13 protein-coding genes are annotated in these 21,381 nt (G+C 42.9%); 4 read left to right on the top strand and 9 right to left on the bottom strand.

The window, feature by feature from the left end:
* Window positions 1-213: 213 nt before the first annotated feature.
* Window positions 214-1,356, top strand: coding sequence for a zinc-binding metallopeptidase family protein (locus MUCPA_RS01600; protein ID WP_008504068.1), 1,143 nt, complete (start codon window positions 214-216; stop codon window positions 1,354-1,356).
* 14 nt (window positions 1,357-1,370) lie between these two features.
* Here MUCPA_RS01600 and MUCPA_RS01595 read toward each other — a convergent pair whose 3' ends face one another.
* The 3 genes from MUCPA_RS01595 to MUCPA_RS01585 all read right to left on the bottom strand — a co-directional run bounded on the left by MUCPA_RS01595 (window position 1,371) and on the right by MUCPA_RS01585 (window position 8,234).
* Window positions 1,371-2,246: a transglutaminase family protein gene (locus MUCPA_RS01595; RefSeq protein WP_008504067.1), complete on the bottom strand. Its 876-nt coding sequence runs from the start codon at window positions 2,244-2,246 to the stop codon at window positions 1,371-1,373.
* A gap of 64 nt (window positions 2,247-2,310) precedes the next feature.
* The gene (locus MUCPA_RS01590; protein WP_008504066.1) at window positions 2,311-4,866 is read right to left on the bottom strand and encodes a circularly permuted type 2 ATP-grasp protein; all 2,556 of its coding nucleotides are present in this window, start codon (window positions 4,864-4,866) and stop codon (window positions 2,311-2,313) included.
* Window positions 4,867-4,889: 23 nt separating this feature from the next.
* Window positions 4,890-8,234, bottom strand: a complete 3,345-nt coding sequence (locus MUCPA_RS01585) for a transglutaminase family protein (protein ID WP_008504065.1) — start codon at window positions 8,232-8,234, stop codon at window positions 4,890-4,892.
* 224 nt (window positions 8,235-8,458) lie between these two features.
* Here MUCPA_RS01585 and MUCPA_RS38745 point away from each other — a divergent pair, with 224 nt between their 5' ends.
* Window positions 8,459-8,611 carry a hypothetical protein gene (locus tag MUCPA_RS38745; protein ID WP_008504064.1) on the top strand — a complete coding sequence of 51 codons (153 nt, stop codon included), beginning with the start codon at window positions 8,459-8,461 and terminating at the stop codon, window positions 8,609-8,611.
* 15 nt (window positions 8,612-8,626) lie between these two features.
* Window positions 8,627-9,550, top strand: coding sequence for a DUF695 domain-containing protein (locus MUCPA_RS01580; protein WP_008504063.1), 924 nt, complete (start codon window positions 8,627-8,629; stop codon window positions 9,548-9,550).
* Window positions 9,551-9,604: 54 nt separating this feature from the next.
* Here the strand turns inward: MUCPA_RS01580 and MUCPA_RS35535 are convergent, their stop codons facing one another.
* The 6 genes from MUCPA_RS35535 to MUCPA_RS01550 all read right to left on the bottom strand — a co-directional run bounded on the left by MUCPA_RS35535 (window position 9,605) and on the right by MUCPA_RS01550 (window position 19,088).
* On the bottom strand, window positions 9,605-11,110 hold the full coding sequence (locus MUCPA_RS35535) for a TlpA disulfide reductase family protein (protein ID WP_008504062.1): 1,506 nt from the start codon (window positions 11,108-11,110) through the stop codon (window positions 9,605-9,607).
* A gap of 21 nt (window positions 11,111-11,131) precedes the next feature.
* Window positions 11,132-12,256, bottom strand: coding sequence for a TlpA disulfide reductase family protein (locus MUCPA_RS01570; protein ID WP_008504061.1), 1,125 nt, complete (start codon window positions 12,254-12,256; stop codon window positions 11,132-11,134).
* 120 nt (window positions 12,257-12,376) lie between these two features.
* Window positions 12,377-13,780, bottom strand: a complete 1,404-nt coding sequence (locus MUCPA_RS01565; RefSeq protein ID WP_008504060.1) for a RagB/SusD family nutrient uptake outer membrane protein — start codon at window positions 13,778-13,780, stop codon at window positions 12,377-12,379.
* Window positions 13,781-13,792: 12 nt separating this feature from the next.
* Window positions 13,793-17,083: a SusC/RagA family TonB-linked outer membrane protein gene (locus MUCPA_RS01560; RefSeq protein WP_157543789.1), complete on the bottom strand. Its 3,291-nt coding sequence runs from the start codon at window positions 17,081-17,083 to the stop codon at window positions 13,793-13,795.
* A gap of 193 nt (window positions 17,084-17,276) precedes the next feature.
* On the bottom strand, window positions 17,277-18,371 hold the full coding sequence (locus MUCPA_RS01555; RefSeq protein ID WP_008504058.1) for a FecR family protein: 1,095 nt from the start codon (window positions 18,369-18,371) through the stop codon (window positions 17,277-17,279).
* Window positions 18,372-18,482: 111 nt separating this feature from the next.
* A complete protein-coding gene (locus MUCPA_RS01550) occupies window positions 18,483-19,088 on the bottom strand; it encodes an RNA polymerase sigma factor (RefSeq protein WP_050982002.1) in 606 nt (201 codons plus the stop codon).
* A 432-nt stretch (window positions 19,089-19,520) separates the two neighbouring features.
* On the opposite strand from MUCPA_RS01550, the gene MUCPA_RS01545 reads away from it, so the two are divergent.
* The gene (locus MUCPA_RS01545; protein ID WP_008504056.1) at window positions 19,521-21,338 is read left to right on the top strand and encodes a serine hydrolase domain-containing protein; all 1,818 of its coding nucleotides are present in this window, start codon (window positions 19,521-19,523) and stop codon (window positions 21,336-21,338) included.
* The last annotated feature ends 43 nt before the right edge of the window (window positions 21,339-21,381 follow it).

The following is a 21,381-nucleotide window of genomic DNA, read 5'->3' as shown; positions in this document are numbered from 1 at the left end:
GCCCGGCGTGCAGTCGGGGCCTTTGCCCGCTTTTCCTATCTGCGCTTGGTAATCTCTATAAGGTTCAAACGTCATCCCTATTTTTTTCCGGTTATCTTTGTGGCTGGCATCTCCAAATTAACTTGTAATTAATTTTTTCATCTTCTGAAACATGGGCGGCCAAAATCTGTTAATCGAAAGGTTTTGATATCATTAACGCCTTAAAAAACGATTATGAAATTATTTAAATGTACCAATTGCGGTCAACTATTATACTTTGAAAACAGCGTGTGCGAATGCTGCAAGCACTCGTTGGGCTTTATTGCCGGCGACTTGAATCTCGCTACTTTAGATAATGCCAACAGCGGTTTTTATACTTTAAATGCCGCCAAAGCGCCTTTGCTTGGTGGTTTTTTAGGGGGTAAAAAAAAGGAGTTTAAGTATTGCAAAAATCATGGATTTGATGTTTGTAACTGGTTGATACCTGCCGATGAGGCTAAAGATTATTGCCTGGCTTGCGAGCTTAACCATATTATACCAGATCTGTCAAACCCCGAGCACCAGCGCCAATGGCGGCAGGTTGAGTTTGCAAAGCACCGCCTGGTTTATAGCTTGCTGCAACTTAAGCTACCCTTGGTTAGTAAAATACAAGATGTTGAAAAGGGGCTGAGTTTTGATTTCCTGACAGAGGACCCGGCTGCGCAGACGGTTTTAACCGGGCACGAAAACGGTTTAATTACGCTTAACCTTAACGAAGCAGAGGATGATAAACGCGAATTATCGCGCAAGCAAATGAACGAAGCTTACCGGACGCTCTTGGGCCATTTCAGGCACGAGATTGGTCATTATTATTGGGATAGGTTAGTGGCCGAAGGACCTTTTATTGAAGGTTTCAGGCAGTTGTTTGGCGATGAGCGCGAAGATTACAGCCTTGCCCTGCAACGTAATTATAACGAAGGTGCACCAGCCGATTGGAATTTAAATTTCATCAGCGCTTATGCAAGCTCACATCCCTGGGAAGACTGGGCCGAAACCTGGGCTCATTACATGCACATTATGGATACGCTCGAAACGGCCAACGCCTTCGGCATGCAGGTGGCGCCGCGCATAGCAAGCAAAAACAATAATGCTAAAGCGGTTATCGATACCGACCCGTATCAGCATCAAAATTTTAAGGATCTGCTTGATTTGTGGCTGCCCTTAACTTATGCCATGAACAGCATGAACCGCAGCATGGGCAATCATGATTTGTATCCCTTTGTAATTCAACCCAAGGTGGTTGAAAAGCTTAGTTTTATACACCAGGTGTGTTTTGCATCAAAGGTAAACAGATCAAAATCGCACGCTGCAAATAAAACCGAGAAAGCGGCTGTTTGAGGGTTAAAAGGCTGCTACGGCAGCCTTTTAACATCAACGTTAACATACATCTTTTGCCCTGCGCCACTATAAACAATGCCCTTTAGCGGGGTAATATCGGCAAAATCGCGTCCTACGGCAGTGCGGATGTGCGAATCGTTTACTAAGAGGTTGTTGGTGGCGTCAAACTCTGTCCAGCCGATGCCTGGTATATATAAGGCCACCCAGGCGTGTGATGCGTCGGAGCCGAATAGCTTGGCTTTGCCAGGTGGCGGCAAGGTTTCGATATAACCGCTTACGTAACGGGCAGATAAGCCTATGGCACGTAGGCAGGCCAGTGCAAAGTGTGCAAAATCCTGGCAAACGCCTTTCCTGTTTAAAAAAACGTATTCAAGTTGCGTGCTGATGTCGGTAAAACCAGGGGTGAAATCAAAATCGTTGAAAATGCGCGAAGTGAGGTCGAGCATGGCCTCCATGATGGGCCTGCCCGGTGTAAATGATTTTAGCGCGTAATCCTTTATACCAGGTATGAGTACCACATGGGCCGATTCAAGGCAAAATTGCCTGATATCAATATCCGCCTCGGTACTTTGCAACCATTTAACAACGCTCTCCCAGGCTGGAGTGTCTTTTGGTGCAGCATGCATCCATACAGGTTCGGTAATGTTTACCTCACTTACAATTTCCACACTTAATTTGCGGTGAAACTCTTCTACCGAAAAGTAAATGAATTTATTGTTGAAAAAATCTTCACGCGTTACCAGGTAATGTGGCTGCGGGTCAATTTGATAATTTACACGTTCCACCTGCTGAAAGCTGTGGTTAACGGGCACCTGGTAAACCACGTTATGGCATAGAGATGCAGGTAATTGATATTCGTAACGGGTAATATGGGTGATGCGATATTTCATGCGCCTGGCTGCCGGTTAAATGTCCAATCAAAATTATGCCGGTCTGAATTTAGATAAGTAGCTTTCATAATTCCTGGAGGGTACTATTACTTTTTACAAAACTGTACTGGCTTTGCGCCGGGCTAAAATAGCTTTCAAAAATGATGGTTGATGCCTGGTTGAGCAAATCAATTAAATGGTGCAAAAAATGGTTCAGCGCTTTTTTGCCTGGATCATTTATAGCGCCCGAGGCAACCAGTTTATTGATATCGCAAAGCCTGATCATGGTTAAGGCTTCCAGCAGTTTTTTGTGTGCCGGGCTTAAGCCACCTTCGGTGTAATTATTGGGCAAGTGGGTGAGGTGCTCATCAATTTCGGCTATTAAAAAACCTACCGATTTGGGATTGTCCTCATTAACCAGCAACAAATTTAATACCCCCGGCAACTGTAATGTTGAGCGGTACAGGTAGCGGTAGGTAACCAAACTCTCATGACACATCAGCACCAATTCCATCAGTTGTTTTTCAACATCAGGTTTTACATTTTTACCTAAAGCGGCCTGTAAAATGGTACAGGTGTTTATTGCCGACTCCAAAAACCTGCCGATATTAAGCAGGCGCCAGCTGGACGCCCTCGTCATGTTATCATTGTTGAGGCCTACAAAAGCCATCAGCTTAATAATAAACTGATCCAGGTTATGATAAATTTTCCTGAGGTCGTTGCCGTTTTGCTTCATCAGCTCAAGCTCCTCGGATATGCTATCCAATATCCGCCAGGTATCTAAGCTTAAACGGTCGCGCACGGCATAGCCGTTGGTTAAAAAGGATTGGAGCGACTGTGCAAGTGTGCCCGGCCGGTCGGCATCTACGGCTAATGATCGTAGTTCCTCTTCGGGTTGTCGTAATTTTTTTTCGTCCGGCTCTGCAAAACCCGGAAGCGTGCCCGTTAAGGCGCTTAAGCTTTTAAGCAGTATTACCAGCGACTGGTTGGTTTCCGGGTGGATCTCGTCATCCCGCTCATTGTAAATTTTAAGTACAATGCGCATCATCCTCACGTTACTAACGGCCCTTTCAAGATACCGGCCTAACCAAAACAGGCTTTCGCCGGTTCTGCTCGGCAAAACGTTTTTTACCTGTCGCAAAATAGGCTGATTGGGCGATGATTTAGCCTGGCTATCCAACGGCTGCGGGCCTAATACCCAGGTATCTTTACTGATGCCGCCCGATTGATTTGATATAATAAACTCGCCCTTTGCCGGGAAACTCCTGGATAAACCGCCTGGCATCACGTGATATTGCTGTTTTTCAATATCTGCTACCAGGTAACTCCTGAAGATGGCATTACAAGCCTCCAGCTTATCATCAATTAATGATGGTGTGGTACTAAAACTGACTACTTCTTGCGCCACGTAAAGGTAAGGACGTGTGTTAATTTCTTTACGGAGCGCTTCCAGCTGTTTGCTATCAAGCTCGTTACCAATGTAAGGCGCGTTTTCGTTACTCCGGTAAATTGACCGGGTAATTAGAAGCGGCAGGTTATCAAGTACATATTGTTTTTCCTTTTCCTGGCCGCACCACCAGGTTGCTACCGATGGTAAAATCAGTTCCTCGTTTAATAAGTGTTTGCAAAGCCGTGGCAAAAAAGCCATCAAGCCTGGATTTTCTAAAATACGGCAGCCCAGCGGATTAATAATAGTTACTTTTTTTTGCCGAACGGCCTCCATCAGCCCTACAACGCCCAGGTGCGAGTCGCCCAGAAATTCAAGCGGATCACAAAATATATCATCAACCCTTCGTACAATCACATCAACTTTCTCAAGCCCGCGCAGGGTTTTAAGCCATACGTAGCCGTCGCTCACAGTTAAATCCTGCCCTAAGGCAAGCGTAAAGCCTAAGGATGATGCCAGGTAAGCGTGTTCAAAATAGGTTTCGTTGGCGGTTCCCGGCGACAAGAGCACGATCCTCGGGTTTTCTTTATTTTGAAGGGCGAGTTTGTTAAGGGTATTTTTTAAGGTTTGATAATAAGATGAAATTTTGCGCACCTGGTTCTCGCGGATCAAATCCGGGAAAACCCGCGTCATGGCGGCCCTGTTCTCCAGGGTATAGCCAGCGCCGGATGGTGCGTCGGTACGGTCATGCAGTACCCACATCTTGCCCATTGGGCCCCTAACCAGGTCGGCCGAGTACTGGATCAGTTGAAACTTGCCCGGTATTTTTACCTTATCGGCTTGCCGCAAAAAACCTTTATGCGTAAACACTAACTCTAAAGGGATAAGTCCCTCTTTAATTAGTTTGCGCTCACCATAAATATCCGTCAGGATGAGGTTTAGCAGTTCGGCACGCTGCACCAGCCCACGCTCAATGTTCTCCCATTCCTGTTGGCTAAATACCATAGGCACAGGGTCAAGCTTCCAGGGGCGATTGATGCCTTCAGGATCACTGTAAACGTTGTAGGTAACCCCGTTTTCGCGCAATTCCTGACCTATCTCCTTGCTGCGTTGCTCCATTTTTTCGAGGCCGAGCTCAACATACGCATGAGCCAGCTTTTTCCAGTGGTCCCTAACCAATCCGTCGGGCGTCACCAGTTCATCAAAAAAAGGTTTAGCGGTATTGCTACTTTGCCGCAAGTAGGTTTCAATCATTTGTCAAATCTCGCATTTTTTCGCTACAAATTTTTCGCATTTTTATATCGCCTTAAATCCATGGTATAGGGGTAATCGGGGTTAATCACTTCGTTAGTGATGGTATACTTTGGCAGTATATTCATTTTTGTAATGAAGCGCCCTCCGGCAGTTGCCTGATTAATTGTAGGTTCAACCAAACCAATAGAATGGCCAAAATCAAAAAAACGTGAAATAATGCGCGACTCGGCTTCGTAGCTGTTTACCGGATAGGTATCGTAGCTGCGGCCGCCCGGGTGCGATACATGGTACTGGCAAGCCGCTACTGATTTTTGTGTCCAGGTATCAAACAAATCGAACACTAACGGGGTATCCACTCCTATAGTAGGGTGTAGTGCCGATGGTGGCTGCCAGGCCCGGTAACGTACACCGGCAATGTATTCGCCCTGTATGCCGGTGCTTACCAGCGGGATTTTAATTCCGTTGCACAAAAAGGTATAGCGCGAATCCGTTAATCCGGATACCTTAACCTGCACACGCTCAAGCGAGGAATCAACAAAGCGGGCTGTGCCAGTGCTCGACATTTCTTCGCCCAGTACATGCCAGGGCTCAATAGCCATCCTGATTTCTATATTGATATCATCAACCTGCAACTGCCCTAAAAATGGGAAACGGAAGCTGAAAAACGGCTCGAACCAGGATATATCAAAGCCATACCCGGCATCGCGAAGGCTGTTTACCACCTCGGTCATGTCCTTATGGCAATAGTGTGGCAGTAAAAAGCGATCATGCAGTTCGGTGCCCCAGCGTACCAGTTTGTGGTTGTACGGGGTTTTCCAGAACCAGGCCAGTAGGGTGCGGATCAGCAGGAATTGAACCATGCTCATGCGGTAATGCGGTGGCATATCAAAACCCCTGAACTCCAGTATCCCCAAGCGTCCGCTTGATGAATCGGGCGAGTAGAGCTTATCGATACAAAACTCGGAACGATGCGTGTTGCCGGTGATATCGGTTAAAAAATGGCGGAAGATCCTGTCGACCAGCCAAAACGGAACTTCGTTTTCTCCTCCGTCCGGAATTTGCTGAAAGGCGATCTCCAACTCGTATAGGTTTTCTACCCGGCCCTCGTCAACCCGGGGCGCCTGGCTGGTTGGTCCAATAAACTGCGTACTGAAAAGGTACGACAGGCTGGGATGGTGTTGCCAAAAAGTAATAAAGCTGCGCAAAATATCCGGGCGGCGCAGCAACGGGCTATCGGCAGGTGTAAGGCCGCCAAGGGTAACGTGGTTGCCGCCACCGGTACCGGTATGGCGACCGTCAACGTTGAATTTTTCGGTAGCCAGTTTTGATTCCGCTGCTTTTTTGTAGAGGATGTCGTAATTTTCGGCCAGTTCGCGCCAGCTCGATGCCGGATGAATATTTACCTCAATGACGCCCGGATCTGGGGTGATCATCATCTTGGTAACCCGGTTGTCCGACGGAGGATCATACCCTTCTATCAATACCGGCACGTTCAGCTTTTCGGCTGTGCGTTCTACCGCATTCACCAGGTATAAGTAATGCTCAAAATAGCTGGTCGGCGGGAAAAAGATAAACAATTTGCCTTGCCTAACCTCAACCACCAGGGCCGTTTTGAATATTATCGGGCTGTTGTTAAAATCAGGGCCTGCTTCGGGGATATACCGGTTGGCGTTGGGTAAAGCTTCCACATCGGCAAACAAGCTGTGCTCGGGTAGGGTTTCCTGCTCTTCCGGATTAAAATATTGTATCGAATCCAGCGGCAAGCGTAAGCCCACCGGCGAATTGCCGGGAACCAGAAACAGGTTATTCCGCCTGAACGACCATTTACAGCTCTGCCAGTTGCTCCGCTCAAAATCCCATTTAATGGGCACAACATAGCCTACTGGTTCGTTAAGGCCATTGTTGAGCAATTCGGCCAGTTTTTGGCGTTCTAATGGCGATTTGAGGTCTACCTTAAGCGGATCAACATTGATAGGCGTTTTGCTTTCTTCCCACAAAAAGTAAAAAGGGTCTTCATAAGTTGCCGTAATATACCCCGGATCGATGTGCAACTCCTGAGTAAAGGCTTGCATAAATCTTTCGGCATCCCGGGCGGTAAGGCCATAATCTTTAGACAGATCGGCCATCAGCGTATCATTGTTCCATAAGGGGATATCATCTTTGCGCCAGTAGCAGGCCAGTTTCCAGCGGGGGAGAGGCTCGCCGGGGTACCACTTACCCTGGCCATATTGCATTAACGCTCCTTTGCCATATTCGTTTTTAAGTTTATGGAACAGGATGTTAGATAAGCGGCGCTTATGTTCGCCATCGGCTGCAGAATTCCATTCCGGTGCTTCGTTATTATCTATAGCTACAAAGGTGGGTTCGCCACCCATGGTTAAACGCACATTATTGGCCTCAAACTCCTCGTCAACCTGATCGCCAAGGGCCATAATATCGTCCCATTGCTTGTCCGAAAATGGTTTGGTTACACGGGGTTTTTCTTCAACGCGGGTAATGGTGTTTTTAAATTCAAATTCGGTTTCGCAGGCCTCGGCCATGCCGCTGATAGGAGCGGCGCTTTGCGGATCGGGCGTGCAGGCTAAAGGGATATGCCCTTCGCCGGCAAACAAGCCCGATGTAGCATCAAGGCCTACCCATCCTGCGCCGGGCAGATAAACCTCGGCCCAGGCATGTAAATCTGTAAAGTCCTCTTCGGGGCCTGATGCACCGAAGAGCGACTTAATATCGGGCTTTAACTGCACCAGGTAGCCCGATGCAAAGCGGGCAGCCATGTTAAAATGCCGAAGCAATTGCACAAACAGCCAGGCTACATCACGGCACGAACCTGATTTTAACGTCAGCGTATCTTCGCAGCTTTGTATGCCGGGTTCCATCCTCACGTTGTATGAGATCTCCCTGTAGAGCATCTGGTTAAGGGCGACTAAAAAATCGAGCGTAACCGGAGTGGTTTTAAGCAGATCGTGTGCCTTATCAATCAGCTGCTTTAACAACGGCCCGCTTTCGGTGATTTCAAGGTACGGAACCAGGTTTTTTTGTAAGGCTTCCTCGTAAGTAAAGGGGTAATCTTTGGCGTAATCTTCAACAAAAAAATCGAAGGGATTAATCACCACCATATCGGCAATTACCTCTACATCAACAATAAACTCATTTACCGGGTCGGGGAAAACAATACGGGCAAGGTAGTTGCCAAAAGGATCCTGCTGCCAGTTGATGAAGTGATTTTCAGGTGATATTTTTAAAGAGTAGCCCTTTATCAGGGTACGCGAATGAGCCGCAGGGCGTAAACGGATAACTTGAGGAGAAAGCTTAATATGCCGGCTATATTTATAACTGGTGTAATGACGAATGGCTACTTTTATTGACATAAACCGCGTTTTATTTTATAAACATAACCTATTTGAGGTAAAAAAGATAACAGATGGTGTGTTTTTTTATGATATTTTTATAAATGAGATTTTTTTGATTGGTATATAGGAGGCGGACGATAATAGAACAATGCATGAGATTACCGGTAGATGCATTGCTGGATGGAAAGCTGATTTTTTAATTTGATGTTAACGCCTATATTTATCGAAAAATAGAAAAATTGATGAGTCTGCTTAAAAACTTATTCGGAAAAAAGGAACAGCCAGTTAAATCGAACGAAGATTTTTGGAACTGGTTTAAAAAGAACGAACAGTTGTTTTTTAAGGCTGTAAAAGAGCATAAAAACATTGAAGCCGATTTTTTTGATCAGCTATAGGTCAAACTGAATCAATTGAAAAGCGGGTTCTTTTTTTTAGCAGGCATGGCCGACGCGCAAACAGCCGAATTGGTTTTAACAGCCGACGGTGTTATAACGAATATTGTTTTTGCAGAAGAACTTGTAAATGCGGCACCACCAATAACCGGTTGGATGTTTACAGCCCTAAAGCCGGCCTTGGATATTAAGAATGTGAGTATAACAATGGCCAACTACTCCTTCACTGCGGAGAATCTGTTTTTTTATGCTGATGATATTCCGGATTGCCCGGATGAAATTGACATCAAGGTTATCCATGCCGATTTTAATGAGGCAGATGAAAATACCATAATTAACGGGAGCCTGATATTTTTAGATAACTTTTTGGGAGAGTTGAATTTTGTTACCACCATTGATGCTATAGCCGTGATAGGAAAAGAGCAGGCCGAAAAAGAGTTGATACCTATTGAAAAACTGAAACCTTATTTAATTTGGCGCGAAAAAGAATTTGTTGAGAAATACGGGGACCTCCAATACAACCCGGCTAACGATAGCTTTGCAGCATTAGAAGCAAAATTAAGTAACGGCGCCCCGATGTTGGCCATTATTAATATAGGGTTATTGGGGTGGGAGGGCAAGGCATCCCATCCGTGGATACTGGATGTTGAAATTAAGTATAATGGCGAAAACAACAATGGAATGCCGGATAATGAAACGTATCGGCTTTTGGATGATATAGAAGATGATATTTTGGCGCAGCTTAATGATGCAGATGCCTATTTAAATATAGGCAGGCAAACGGCAGATAATGCCAGAGAAATTTACATAGCGTGTAATGATTTTAGAAAATCATCAAAAGTTATGTATGCTTTAAAACAAAAATATGCAGGCCTGCTCAACTTGGGTTATAAAGTTTATAAGGATAAATACTGGAGATCGTTTAACCGATTTGTAAACTAACGGCTTGGGCCGCGTCAGTTTACAAGTCGATCAACACGTTTTAATTTATAATATTTAAGATTTGCTTTTGGCCATCTCTATCATCATGGAAACCTCTTCAACGGCGGCTTCCTTACTACCGTCGAAACCGGTTAGTTTAAAACGGATTTTGCCGTTGGTATCAATTACAAACTTGGCCGGTATGCCGTATACTTTGTAGCTGCTTACCACCTTGTTTTCTTTGGTTTCAGGATCTTTCAGGTCCATCAATACATCAAAATTATATTTCATGCTTGCAATGAAAGCTTTGGCATCATCAACCGGCGTGGCTGATTTTTCCCAGGTATGAATAAATAAAAACTTTACCTTGGGGTCGTTCTGGTATTTGTTAACTGCCATTTGCATGGCCGGGAAGGATGCTTTGCAGGGGCCGCACCAGGTGGCCCAAAAATCGAGCACTACAACTTTGCCCTTTAAATCGGCTAAGGATACTTGGTTACCTTTCAGGTCGGTTAAGGTGAACTGGGCTGCTGGTTCGTCTACCATTTCCTTGTTCAGTTTTTTTTGCAGGTTTTCGGTGATACCCTTTTTTATTGCGGCTTCATAAGCTCCAAAACCGGTGTCGCTGCCCTTTACCTTAATGTATAAGGTTTTAAACAGGTCCGACATCTCCTGGTTTGCCTTGCCCGATTTTACGGCTGCATCCATTTTATCAAAAGCTTCCTGGTTGCGGTTAAGCGCCATTAAGGTTTGGGCGTATCTGAAATTAATGTCTGGACTTGGTTCCGCGCTACTTTTAACGGCCATTTCAAGGTATTTTAATGATTCGGCATATTTCTTCTCATCATACAAAATTTTAGCATAGGTACTGCACAAATTCGGATAGCCCGATGCCGCAAATTTAGCTGCGTTGCTATCGCCTTTTTTGCCATCGGTAAAAGTGGCTGCGCTTTCCAATGCTTTTTTTACGAAGATATCTGCATTAGCCAAATCGCCATTTTTATAAAACACCTCTGCTAAGCCGCTGTAACCATTGCCTTTCCAAAAATCAGCTTCCAGTAAACCAGCATAATAAATAGCTTTGGGCGTGTTTTTTTCCTTAGCATAAGCAACGGCAATGCTGCTCCGTGCATAATCATAAATTACCCTGTCTTCTCCTAAAGGAAGAGAAGGGAACTTTTGAGGCGGAAACTTTTTAATCCATTTTTGGTAAGCCATCTCCATATTGGCTGCACCTTTTTCGTTGTAAATAGCTTGTTGATCTAAATTCCGGGCTTGCATTCCTTCCGGAAATTTTCTTACTTGTTCTTTGCTGATGGAATCCGCAGCTCTCGCGTTTTTTAAACGGTAATAGTAATTGGCGGCCAAAATCATATCGGCTTCGTTGTTACTTGCCGCTAATTGCTGTAACTGTTGGTTTAAAGCTATCTTATCAGATGGAGAGCCTGATGCCACTAATCTATTCAGGTACTTTTTCGTACTGTCAGCAGGCGTGGCCAATTGCGCAACCGACTGATGATGAAATGCTACCGATAAAAAGAAGATGCTTCCTGCTATGATCAATGCTTTTTTATTGCTCATGGTTTGCTTAGTTTTAAACGGTTAATTGGCTGCTAAAACCTGGGCCATTTTAACTTCCAGATCTTTACCGCGTAAATTGGTGGCTATAATTTTACCTTCCTTATCCAGCAAAAAGTTTTGTGGCACGGCCGATATGCCATATTGCAAAGCAACCGCATTTTGCCATCCCTTTAAATCAGATACATGCTGCCAGGTGAGCTTATCGGCATGAATGGCTTTGAGCCAGGCCTCCTTTTTGCCATCCAGCGATACGCCAATGATCTCTAAACCTTTAGCATGGTATTTTTGGTATACCTTAACCACGTTAGGGTTTTCTGCACGGCAGGGTCCGCACCAGCTTGCCCAAAAATCAATCAATACATATTGGCCTTTATAGTCGGATAATTTAACGGCCTTGCCCGTGGTGTCGTTCATGACAAATTGGGGTGCCATTTTTCCGACAGCTGTTTTGGAGGCCAAGTCTAACCGGGCTTTTACTTCTTTACCGTAATACGAGTTTTTTACATTGTCGGTTAATAAGGTAAATAGCTTGGCGGCTACATCGTAATTAGGAAAGTTGATAAACCTGTCCTGGATAACCACTGCTGCCGCTACGGAATGCGTGTGGGATGCCACATATTGGCTTACTATAGTTTGGTTCAATTGATCCAATGCCGCAAATTCATCATCAAAAGGTTTATGGCTTGCCGAATCGAGCTTGATTTTGCCATTTTGGTTTGCAATAGCCAACCTGCGATAAATATCTCCAGCTTTGGCTGTGATTGGTTTCCAGGCAACGTCATAAAAATCCATGTACTCGTCTTGCGTTTTTGAGCCCCTTACGGAAGCTTTGTACAACGAATCTTTACTGCCGGTAAGAGTGATATTGGCATTCTCAACAAAAAATACCTTTTGCTGCCTGTTACCTATTTTAACAGTATAAAGCAAAGGTTCAGCTGTAGTGCCTTCAAAAACAAACGTGCCATTTTTTGCCAAAGTCGAGTCGGTAAAAGTCTGTTTATTTAGGGTATGTTCCAGGTATACTTTACCATCTGTTAAGCCGGTAATTTTTCCGGTGATTTTAAAACCGGGAGGCTGGTATTGAAACGAGGAAAGGGCTACAGAAGCACTTGCTAAAATGGCCAGTAAGATGATGTTTGTTTTCAATAGGATAGTTTTAAATTGGATGCGTTTTGCCGAGTTTAATTAAAATAACAACCAGCATCCTTTTACAGTTAAATACCATACGGAATGCTGGTTGTTAAACAGATTAATAAGCTATTTAAATTAATTACTATAACCTGGATTTTGTGTCAGGTTTTTATTCAGGATGATCTGGTTGTAGGGGATAGGCAGTAAAACGGCGGTTGATTTCCAGGTGGTTGGCTTTAATGCGCCAATCACGGCATCTGCCTGGCCTGTACGTTTTAAATCGAACCAGCGGTGCCCAAGTTCGCCAAATAGCTCAACTTTCCTTTCAGCGGCAATAGCGGTTAAAAGCGGGCCTTGTGTGGCGGCCGTTGTATTAGCCAAGCCTGCCCGGTTACGCACCATGTTTAAATCTGCCTGAGCGCCTGATATATTAAGCTGCTGCGCCCTTGCCTCGGCACGGATTAAGTATTGCTCGGCCAGGCGTAAAACTACGTTAAATTCGTTACCGGGGTTAGTTGCGACACCGGTTAGAAGTTTGTATTTATTGATGCGATAATATTTTATTGCATTAAAGGTTGTTGAATCTACCCAGTTGGTTTTGCGGTTATCCCCGGCTTCAAACGATTTGGTGAAAGTTGGATATAGTACAAGAACAGGCGGCTGCACGTTAGCTGCAGATGATGTAGTACGATAGTTTGGACCGAATGTAGAATAACCATAAATAGTGTTAAACTGCAATATCGTTTCGTTACTGGTATTGATAAATACGTTGCTTAGGGCATCCAAACTATAGGTCCCGGAACTGATTACCTGTGTAGCTTGCGCTTCGGCATTAATATAATCTTTGTTGTACAGATAGACGCGGGCAAGGAATGCGGTGGCAGCCCATTTATTTACGCGTGCCTTTTGTGCGATTGTTCCGGCGTATGCTGTCGGCAATAAAGCCTGGGCATCTTTTAAATCAACTATAATTTGTGCCCAAACTGCATCTGCTGTTGCTCTCGGTAAATAAGCATTATCAATTTGTGTTGCACTTAACGATAAAGGCACTCCGCCAAAATAATTTACAAGATGAAAAAAAGCAAATGCCCTGAAAAACTTGGCTTCGCCAAGTAGTTGGTTTTTAAGAGCAGTTGTTATTGTGGTTGATTTTGTTAAACCATCTATGGCCAGGTTGGCCTGGCCTATAATATAGTATGGATAAGTCCACAGATAACTTTCGGATGTGCTGTTTGCTGAGCTTACATTTGAGGCTGCAAATTCCAATAAAGTAGCGGTTGAGCCGGTATATTGTAATTCATCCGCATCAAGTCCGCCTAAATAGCTGCTATATCCCAACAACGCTGTTGTGTTTGAATAGGAATACATGGCCAAAACAGCGGCTGTAGCGCTACCATCTGTTTTATAAATATCGTCAACTACAACCAACGTGGGTGCTATATCGGTAGCTACAAACTTTTCGCAAGATGCGAAAGCGAAGCTTACCAATAAAATGACTGACAGTATACGCTTTTTTACTATGATATATTTCAATTTCATGATTGGTTAATATTAAAATGAACAGTTAAGACCTAAAACCATTGTGCGCAACTGAGGGAAGGCAATGTAATTACCTGTGCCTAAAGCTACACCCGTACCAGGCAATGTGGTTTCGGGGTCATAAGTATATTTTTGTTTTGCCCATGTTAATAAATTTTGCCCCTGTCCGTACACTGATACAGACGACATGCCGATATGTTTAACCCATTGTTTAGGCAGCGAATAAGACAAGCTCAAGGTTTTGAACTTGATATATGAAGCATCGCCCCAGTTATAGTCTGAAGATGCTAATGTGCTATATAGTGAATTTGGAGTCACGCTGGCCATTGGCAAAGGCGAAACATCTCCTGGATTTCTCCACCTGTTTAAAACAGCTACGCTTTGATTGGCATAGGTATAGCCATACGGACTGTAGTTGCCCGTTAAGGTGTTGTTCAAAAATCCGTTACGATGGTTAAACTGGAAAGTAAAATCTAACTGAAAACTTTTATAAGTAATTGTATTGCTGATGCCGCCATAATAAGGGTGGCCATAAGGAGCAGGTATTCTATCAGTACTGTAATTAGGTGTGCCGTTTGCTGTCTGGAATGTTGGTAAACCTGTTTGAGGGTTAACACCGGTAAAATGGTACAGCATAGTCAGATCCAGGGGCATTCCGATAAAATATGAACTGCTATAAGATGATGTAGCCAGATTTGGATATGAAATTAACTTACTACGGTTAAAAGTTAAATTAATCGACGAGGTCCATCTTAAATCTTTTTTTACAATATTGATCGTGTTTAATTCAAATTCCCATCCCTGGTTTTGTACTACAGCAGGCAAGTTTGTTACAACGCTGTTGTAAGTTGTTTGAGCCGGTAGCGTTTGGTAGGTTAGTAAACCGCTGGTTCGGTTGCGGTAAAAATCCGTCTTTAATAAAATACGATCTTTTAAGAACCCTAATTCAAGAGCGGCATCAAATTTTTTGGTAGTTTCCCAATGTAAGTCGGGATTAGCTATATTGCTTTGAACCAATATGGTATTACCCTGATAGGTAGATGTTCCGCTCACTACCCTATCTGTTGCGATGTATTGATAGGATGGAATTTGATCGTTGCCTGTTGTACCGTAGCTGGCGCGCAGTTTACCAAAGCTTAAAAAGTCCAGCGGTTTTAAAAAGCTTTCTTGCGTAAATATCCAGGCTGCACCAAGCGCCCCGAAATTACCAAATCGGTGCGCCGGGCCGAACTTTGAAGATCCATCACGTCTGAAAGTACCATCGACGATATATTTCTCGTTCCAGGTATAATTGAGCCTGCCAAAAAAAGCATTATAATTATACTCAGAATAATTGTTATAATTTGATGATGTAATGGAACTTGCCGCAAATATTGAATTAATAAGCGCCTCGGTGTTAAAACCCGTTCCGGTTAAATAAAGACCATCTGATTTTGTATGTTGAAAAGTTGTTCCTACAACCAAGTTTAAATTGCCTTTACCTAAAACTTTTTGATATTCGGCTTGCGGTTCAACAATAAAGTTGTTGGTTGCGTTATTGGTATATATAAGGCTACTTGTTGTTGCAGAGTTTGCTGTTGCCGGATTTTGCGAACTGGCGGGGTTAGTATTTGTTTGGTGTATTGTGGTTAAGGTATACCCTAAATTGGCCTTAAGCTTTAATCCAGGTAAAACAGTATAGCCCAAATTTAAATTGCTGAGTAAATTGGCAGTTTGTGCCGCGTACTGTTTTAAAAAATAAGATAGAGGATTGGTTAAAGTCCAGTTGGCAGAGCCATTAGCATTATACAGTGGGTAATTAGGCGGCAGCGAATATAGTGTAGAAAGGTCAGTATTGGGCAAATTATTGTTCATGTAAGTATAACTAACCGATAGGTCGATATTGAATCGATTGTTCTCGCTTTTGTGGCCGGCATTTAATCTGCTTGAATAAGTACTGGCGCTATAATCCCCCGGAAAAACGGTGCCTTCTTTACGATAGGTTGAGCTAAATAGAAAAGTATTTTGTGCGCTGCCACCAGAAACCGTTGCTGTAGCATTGGTTAGGTTTGAAGTTCCACCGATAAAGTATTTTTGCCAGTCGGTATATGCATTCTGATCCCATACGGTTAAATCTAAAGCATTTGAAGCCGTTGGCGTAACACCAGCATTGGCAAAGGCTTCTTTCCGCATGGCTAAATACTGTTGAGTATTCATCATATCTAAAAAGTGGCCTACCTTTTCAATACCTTGATAGGCATTTACATTAACAACAGTTCGGCCTTTAGTGCCTTTTTTCGTCGTGATTAATACTACTCCATTTGCACCCCGCGAACCATAAATTGCAGTGGCATCGGCATCTTTCAACACATCGATACGATCGATATCTTCTGGATTTATAATGCTAAAAGGGCTGATAGCACCACTTGCGCCGCTGGTACCGGCGGCATTGAGGTTATCAGAAGGGGGAGAACTTGCATTTACTAAAGTAAAGGGTACGCCATCAATAATATATAAAGGTGCAAAACCTGTATAATAGCTTAATCCTCCTGTGGAGGCGCTACCGGCCCCCCTTATATTTACCCTTACACCAGCGCCTGGCAAACCATTATCCTGGGTAATTTGCATACCGGCTATCCGGCCCTGCAAAGCGGTTAAAGGGTTGGTTACGGTTTCTTTACCTAAATCTACGGCGGTAATTGAACTTACAGCTCCGGTATTGGCACGTTTAGTTGTGGTACCGTAGCCAATATATTGCACTTCGTTTAAAGTGTTGGTCGCCTGTACCATTTTAACACGGATATTTCCGCCTTGGGGGATGGGTAATTCCAGTGTGTTATATCCGATAAAATTAAAGATCATCATATCCTTAGGATTGTTCACATCGATATGAAAGTGCCCATTGATATCAGTAGCAGTACTTGAATTTTTATCGAGCTTAAGCCTTACGGTAACACCGGGTAGTGGAAGATCATTTTGATCGGTAACTATACCGCTGATGCGCTGCACCTGGGATATCTTGTCCGATTTTGTTAAAACGATGAGGTTATTGTTGAGTACCTGGTAGGTAAAGCCTGTATTTTGTAAAACAGAATTTAATATGTTGGCAACGCTGATGTTGTTTGCCACTACATCTACCTTGGTGTCTGCCGGGAATAAATTGTTATTATAAACAAATTTATAGGGTGTGCTTTTTTCTATCGCTTTAATCACTTTGCTAATTGCGGCATCCTTAACATTCAGCGACATACGTACATCTTGCGAACGTACACTGGCTGAAACCGACAGGCAACCTACAACAATCAGTGTGAAAATTAATTTCATAATAATCAAAAATTTACCAATAGGGGAATGGGAAAAAAGGGCACCATTTTTTGTGCTTTTTTGCATAATTTTACAATGATTTAAAAATTTAATGATTAGAAGAGCAGGCGACAACGCCAATTGATTAACCTGTCTTCTTTAAGGATTTTATCTCGGGGGAAATACGTTAGTATTTCCCTTTTTTTATAAAGGGTTAGTAAATACTTATTGCATCGCCCTCCTTCCTGTAGTTAAAGTTTCCGGACAGCTTAAGAGCGTTAAGTACCTGGATAATATCCTCATGGTCAAAAGTGCCTGTAAAGCGGCCACCCTTTACCTGCGGATTAATAATATTGATCTTTACACCATACCATCTTTCCATCTGGGGGGCTATTTCGTCAAAAGGCTGATCAAAAAAAGTGAGCTTATTTTGAGTCCAATCGGTTTCAACAATGCTATTGCTGATCGTGTTATTGGTGATAGCACTTACTGCGAAAAGTTTTTTAGTTGCCGTTACTTCGTTTGTTTTACTCAGGTCGCGTTTATTAAACAAAACAAACTTTTTATTGGGAGTGAGCAGAACTTTGCTTTTTGACAGGTTGTTTACTGTAATTTCAATAGAGCCCTTAATTAACGAAGCTTCGGTTGTTTTATCTGTTGAATAAGCTTTAACATTGAATATGGTGCCGATGTCCTTCACATTGATTTTGCCGGTATGCACCGTAAATGTTTTAGTTGAATTATGTACCACATCAAAATAACCTTCACCCTCAAGTTGTACATCCCGGCTATCAATATTGAAATTCTTTGCTACTTTTAACGTGCTGCCGCCATTCAGAATAACCTTGGTTCCGTCGGCTAACTTAAAAGATTTTTTTTTTCCTAAAGGGCTAACGTATAAAAGTTGTGTAACCGAAGTTGTGGTTTTTTCTACACGACTTCTAAACCTGTACACACCAAATACAATTAATAATGAGGCAGCTATGCCGCTTAAGCTGATTAAAAACGTTCGGTTTGATCTTTTCTCAGTAGTTTTAAACTCAGTAATGAATGGGGAAGAAAGATCAGGGTTTAAATGATCGGTTGCTTTTTTAAAGCTTTTATAATCGGCACGGAAACTTTCATCCGTAATGTTCCCATTCAAGGTATAATAAAGGGCTTTCGCATTTTGAACTATCGTCCTTTTTTCCGGATGCTCTTCTAACCAGTGCATCCAGAAATTAGCCGATTGATCATTATTCCCAAGGCAAAACTCTTGGAACGAAGCATCAGCAACAAAGTCTTCAATATCAAACTTCGAATAGTCCATTTGTTAAAATTTACCTATTGATGTTCGGCGGGAAGATTTTTACTATGAAAAAATCAAAAAAGTTTAAATTTTGTTAAAATTTTTCAAAAATAGGATTAAATGTGGTGTGTATTAGGTAAAGGCGAGTGTAAAAATGGCTATAATTGATAGTAAGTAGAGTGGGTTTGTGGTTCCATTTCGTTTTAAGTCTTCTTTTAATAATTTTAAGGCATCGTAAACTATATTATAAGCAGTTCGCTTAGAGATATTGCATTTTTCAGCGATATCATCATAGTCCATATTGTCAAAAAACTTGTATTGTAATAATTCTTTCTGCCTTTCCGTTAATTTACCGAGGCTTTTGGATAGCTTAGCCTTAATAATCGCGTCTGTTTGGCACTTGGTCAGATATTCTTCGTATGACAGTTCCTGCTGATCGATCAGCGAATGTGCATGCCCTTCTTTAGCCTCACGCAGTTTTTCTGATCGCATTTTTTGAAATATAACCGTACGCAAACAAGTTAGCAAGTAACTTCTCACATTATCAACCGCTGGCAGCTTGTCGCGCTTTTCCCATAAGCCAAGCAGCATTTCAATAATACAGTCGTTGGCATACTGCCTGTCGCCAGTTAATTTGATGCCATAATTAACCAGGCCCAGGTAATGCTGCTTATAAAGAAGATGTAAAGCATCATGGTTGCCCTCAATAAATTGACTCCATGATTCTTTAAACTCCATTATCATATTCAAACACTTTATATTAGGGGGACGCTAAGTTAACGACAAGTTAATGTATTACAATGTAAACGCCAGAATGATTATTAAAAAGTTTTTGCGGCACTATTGTTATTTACTTAAACGGGCGCATTTGGCTGAAGGTTTTAGATATATATATTTAAACAAGGCTTGTGGGGAAAACACGTTTTAGACTGAATGACGCAATGAATGATATTTGTTGTTTCGTTGCATCTTTATGCTGTTTTTTTTAAATAAATTGCATGATTTTGCGTCTTTTTTGAATCTGTTTCAATATATTTAACCAACTGTTTGTAAAAAAACATGATAGAAGGCAAACCACTTAAAATAAATCAGAAGGTGTACGGGGAGTAACAGTTCCAGTGCTTGAGCCAAATTTTAATATGCCCCTTAATCAATTCACATATATAGTAAATGAAAGTTAAACACCTGCTAAACACTGTAGTGCTTTGTCATTTTTTTGTATTAAGCGCCTATGCCCAAAAACAGCATAGCATTAACGAGCAATGGCTTAACGAGCGAAAAAATATAGAGAAAACAACCGTGTTGCTTAATAACCAACAGCGTGCAGTTCCTATTTTAAATCTGGCCGGAAATAAGATAGCCAGCATCAGCTTTGGGTTAAAGGAATCGGCAGTTTTTGATAGTATATTAAATAACTACGCTACTGTAAAAAGCTTTAGGGCGGCAGACTATCAGTTGGCCCCGGCAACACTGGCGGATCTGAGCTATGATGTTAAATTTTTCAATACGCTGATCATCAGCGTAAATAATACAGATTTAGATGACGGTAAGCTACTACAGTTTATCACCGATAATTTAAAAAGCAAAACTATCATTGTGACCGCATTTGGTGATGTCCATATGCTCGCTAAGCTTAAAAATGTAAAAGTACCTGTTATGTGGACGGCTCAGCAATCTGCATTATCTGCTAATTATGTAGCGCAGGCTATTATTGGCGGAATGCCTGTTGTGGCTAAGCTACCTGTTAATGTTTCGGCCAAGTATCGCAAAGGCGATGGCTTTTTAACCCAGGTTACCCGCTTAAGTTATACCGTCCCCGAAGAGGTTGGCGTTAATATTGCCGAGTTGGAGAACCCCATCGATAGTATAGCCGCCGAAGCGATCAGCAAAAGGGCTACACCAAGTGCTGTGATTATGGTGGTGAAGGATGGCAAGGTGATTTTTAATAAAGCTTATGGCCACCACACTTATGACGGGGTAGCACCTACTAAAACTACGGATATTTATGATCTGGCTTCCATTACCAAAGTAACGGCTACCACGCCGTCGGTAATGCGCCTGGTTGAGCAGGGCAAGCTCAATCTCGATTCTACCATCAGCAACTATATCCCCAAAGTGCGCCAAACTGATAAAAAGGATATCAAGGTGAGGCAGGTGATGCTGCACCAGGCTGGCTTTATTCCGTTTATTCCGTTTTTTAAAAGCATTAAACCAGGAGATTTTAGTCGCGATTCTTCTGCCGCTTATCCTGTAAAGGCCGGGGAGAATTACTTCTTCCGTAAAAATTATTTCAGGGATGTGATGTGGCCCCAAATGCTCAACTCGCCGGTTAGGGATACCAGTAAATACGTGTACAGCGATTTGAGCATGTACTTTATGAAGGAAATAGTGGAAGGGTTATCAAACGAGCACCTGGAAAACTACGTTCAGGAAAATTTTTATCGCCCCTTGGGGATGCAAACCGCGGGCTATTTGCCGCTATACCGGTTCAGTAAAGACAGGATCATCCCCACCGAGGTTGATACCCTTTACCGCAATATGCTGTTGGTAGGCTACGTACACGATCCGGGCGCGGCTATGGTGGGCGGTGTGTCTGGGCATGCCGGTTTATTTGCTTCGTCAACCGATCTGGCTATTTTTTACCAGATGTTACTGAATGGCGGCAGTTACGGCGGCAAGCGATATTTTAAACCGGCAACTGTTAAAACCTTTACCTCAAGCCAATCCATGGTAAGCAGCCGGGGGTACGGGTTTGATCGCAAACGTGCCGGTAGTTCCTATCCATCAGCCTATGCTTCGGTAAACACCTTTGGGCATACGGGTTATACCGGTACCCGCGTATGGGTTGATCCCGAATATAAGTTGGTTTATATACTCTTAACCAACCGTGTTAACCCGGTTACATCTACGGCACTGTTCGATTTAAATATCAGTCAGCGCATAAGCGATGCTATTTACCATGCCTTTCATATCGATAAAAAACAGTAATTGTTTATTTGTTAAATAGTGTCCAGTCCTAATAAATGAAAAC

It is taken from the genome of Mucilaginibacter paludis DSM 18603 (assembly GCF_000166195.2).
In the GTDB taxonomy this organism is placed as follows: domain Bacteria; phylum Bacteroidota; class Bacteroidia; order Sphingobacteriales; family Sphingobacteriaceae; genus Mucilaginibacter; species Mucilaginibacter paludis.
This window is presented reverse-complemented; position numbering and strand designations above follow the sequence as displayed.

Coding starts and splice junctions, on each gene's coding strand:
- MUCPA_RS01550 (WP_050982002.1), bottom strand. CDS start 19,088: ATGGAGTTTAAAGAATCATGGAGTCAATTTATTGAGGGCAACCATGAT.
- MUCPA_RS01545 (WP_008504056.1), top strand. CDS start 19,521: ATGAAAGTTAAACACCTGCTAAACACTGTAGTGCTTTGTCATTTTTTT.
- MUCPA_RS01560 (WP_157543789.1), bottom strand. CDS start 17,083: ATGAAATTAATTTTCACACTGATTGTTGTAGGTTGCCTGTCGGTTTCA.
- MUCPA_RS01595 (WP_008504067.1), bottom strand. CDS start 2,246: ATGAAATATCGCATCACCCATATTACCCGTTACGAATATCAATTACCT.
- MUCPA_RS35535 (WP_008504062.1), bottom strand. CDS start 11,110: ATGAGCAATAAAAAAGCATTGATCATAGCAGGAAGCATCTTCTTTTTA.
- MUCPA_RS01590 (WP_008504066.1), bottom strand. CDS start 4,866: ATGATTGAAACCTACTTGCGGCAAAGTAGCAATACCGCTAAACCTTTT.
- MUCPA_RS01555 (WP_008504058.1), bottom strand. CDS start 18,371: ATGGACTATTCGAAGTTTGATATTGAAGACTTTGTTGCTGATGCTTCG.
- MUCPA_RS38745 (WP_008504064.1), top strand. CDS start 8,459: ATGAGTCTGCTTAAAAACTTATTCGGAAAAAAGGAACAGCCAGTTAAA.
- MUCPA_RS01600 (WP_008504068.1), top strand. CDS start 214: ATGAAATTATTTAAATGTACCAATTGCGGTCAACTATTATACTTTGAA.
- MUCPA_RS01585 (WP_008504065.1), bottom strand. CDS start 8,234: ATGTCAATAAAAGTAGCCATTCGTCATTACACCAGTTATAAATATAGC.
- MUCPA_RS01565 (WP_008504060.1), bottom strand. CDS start 13,780: ATGAAATTGAAATATATCATAGTAAAAAAGCGTATACTGTCAGTCATT.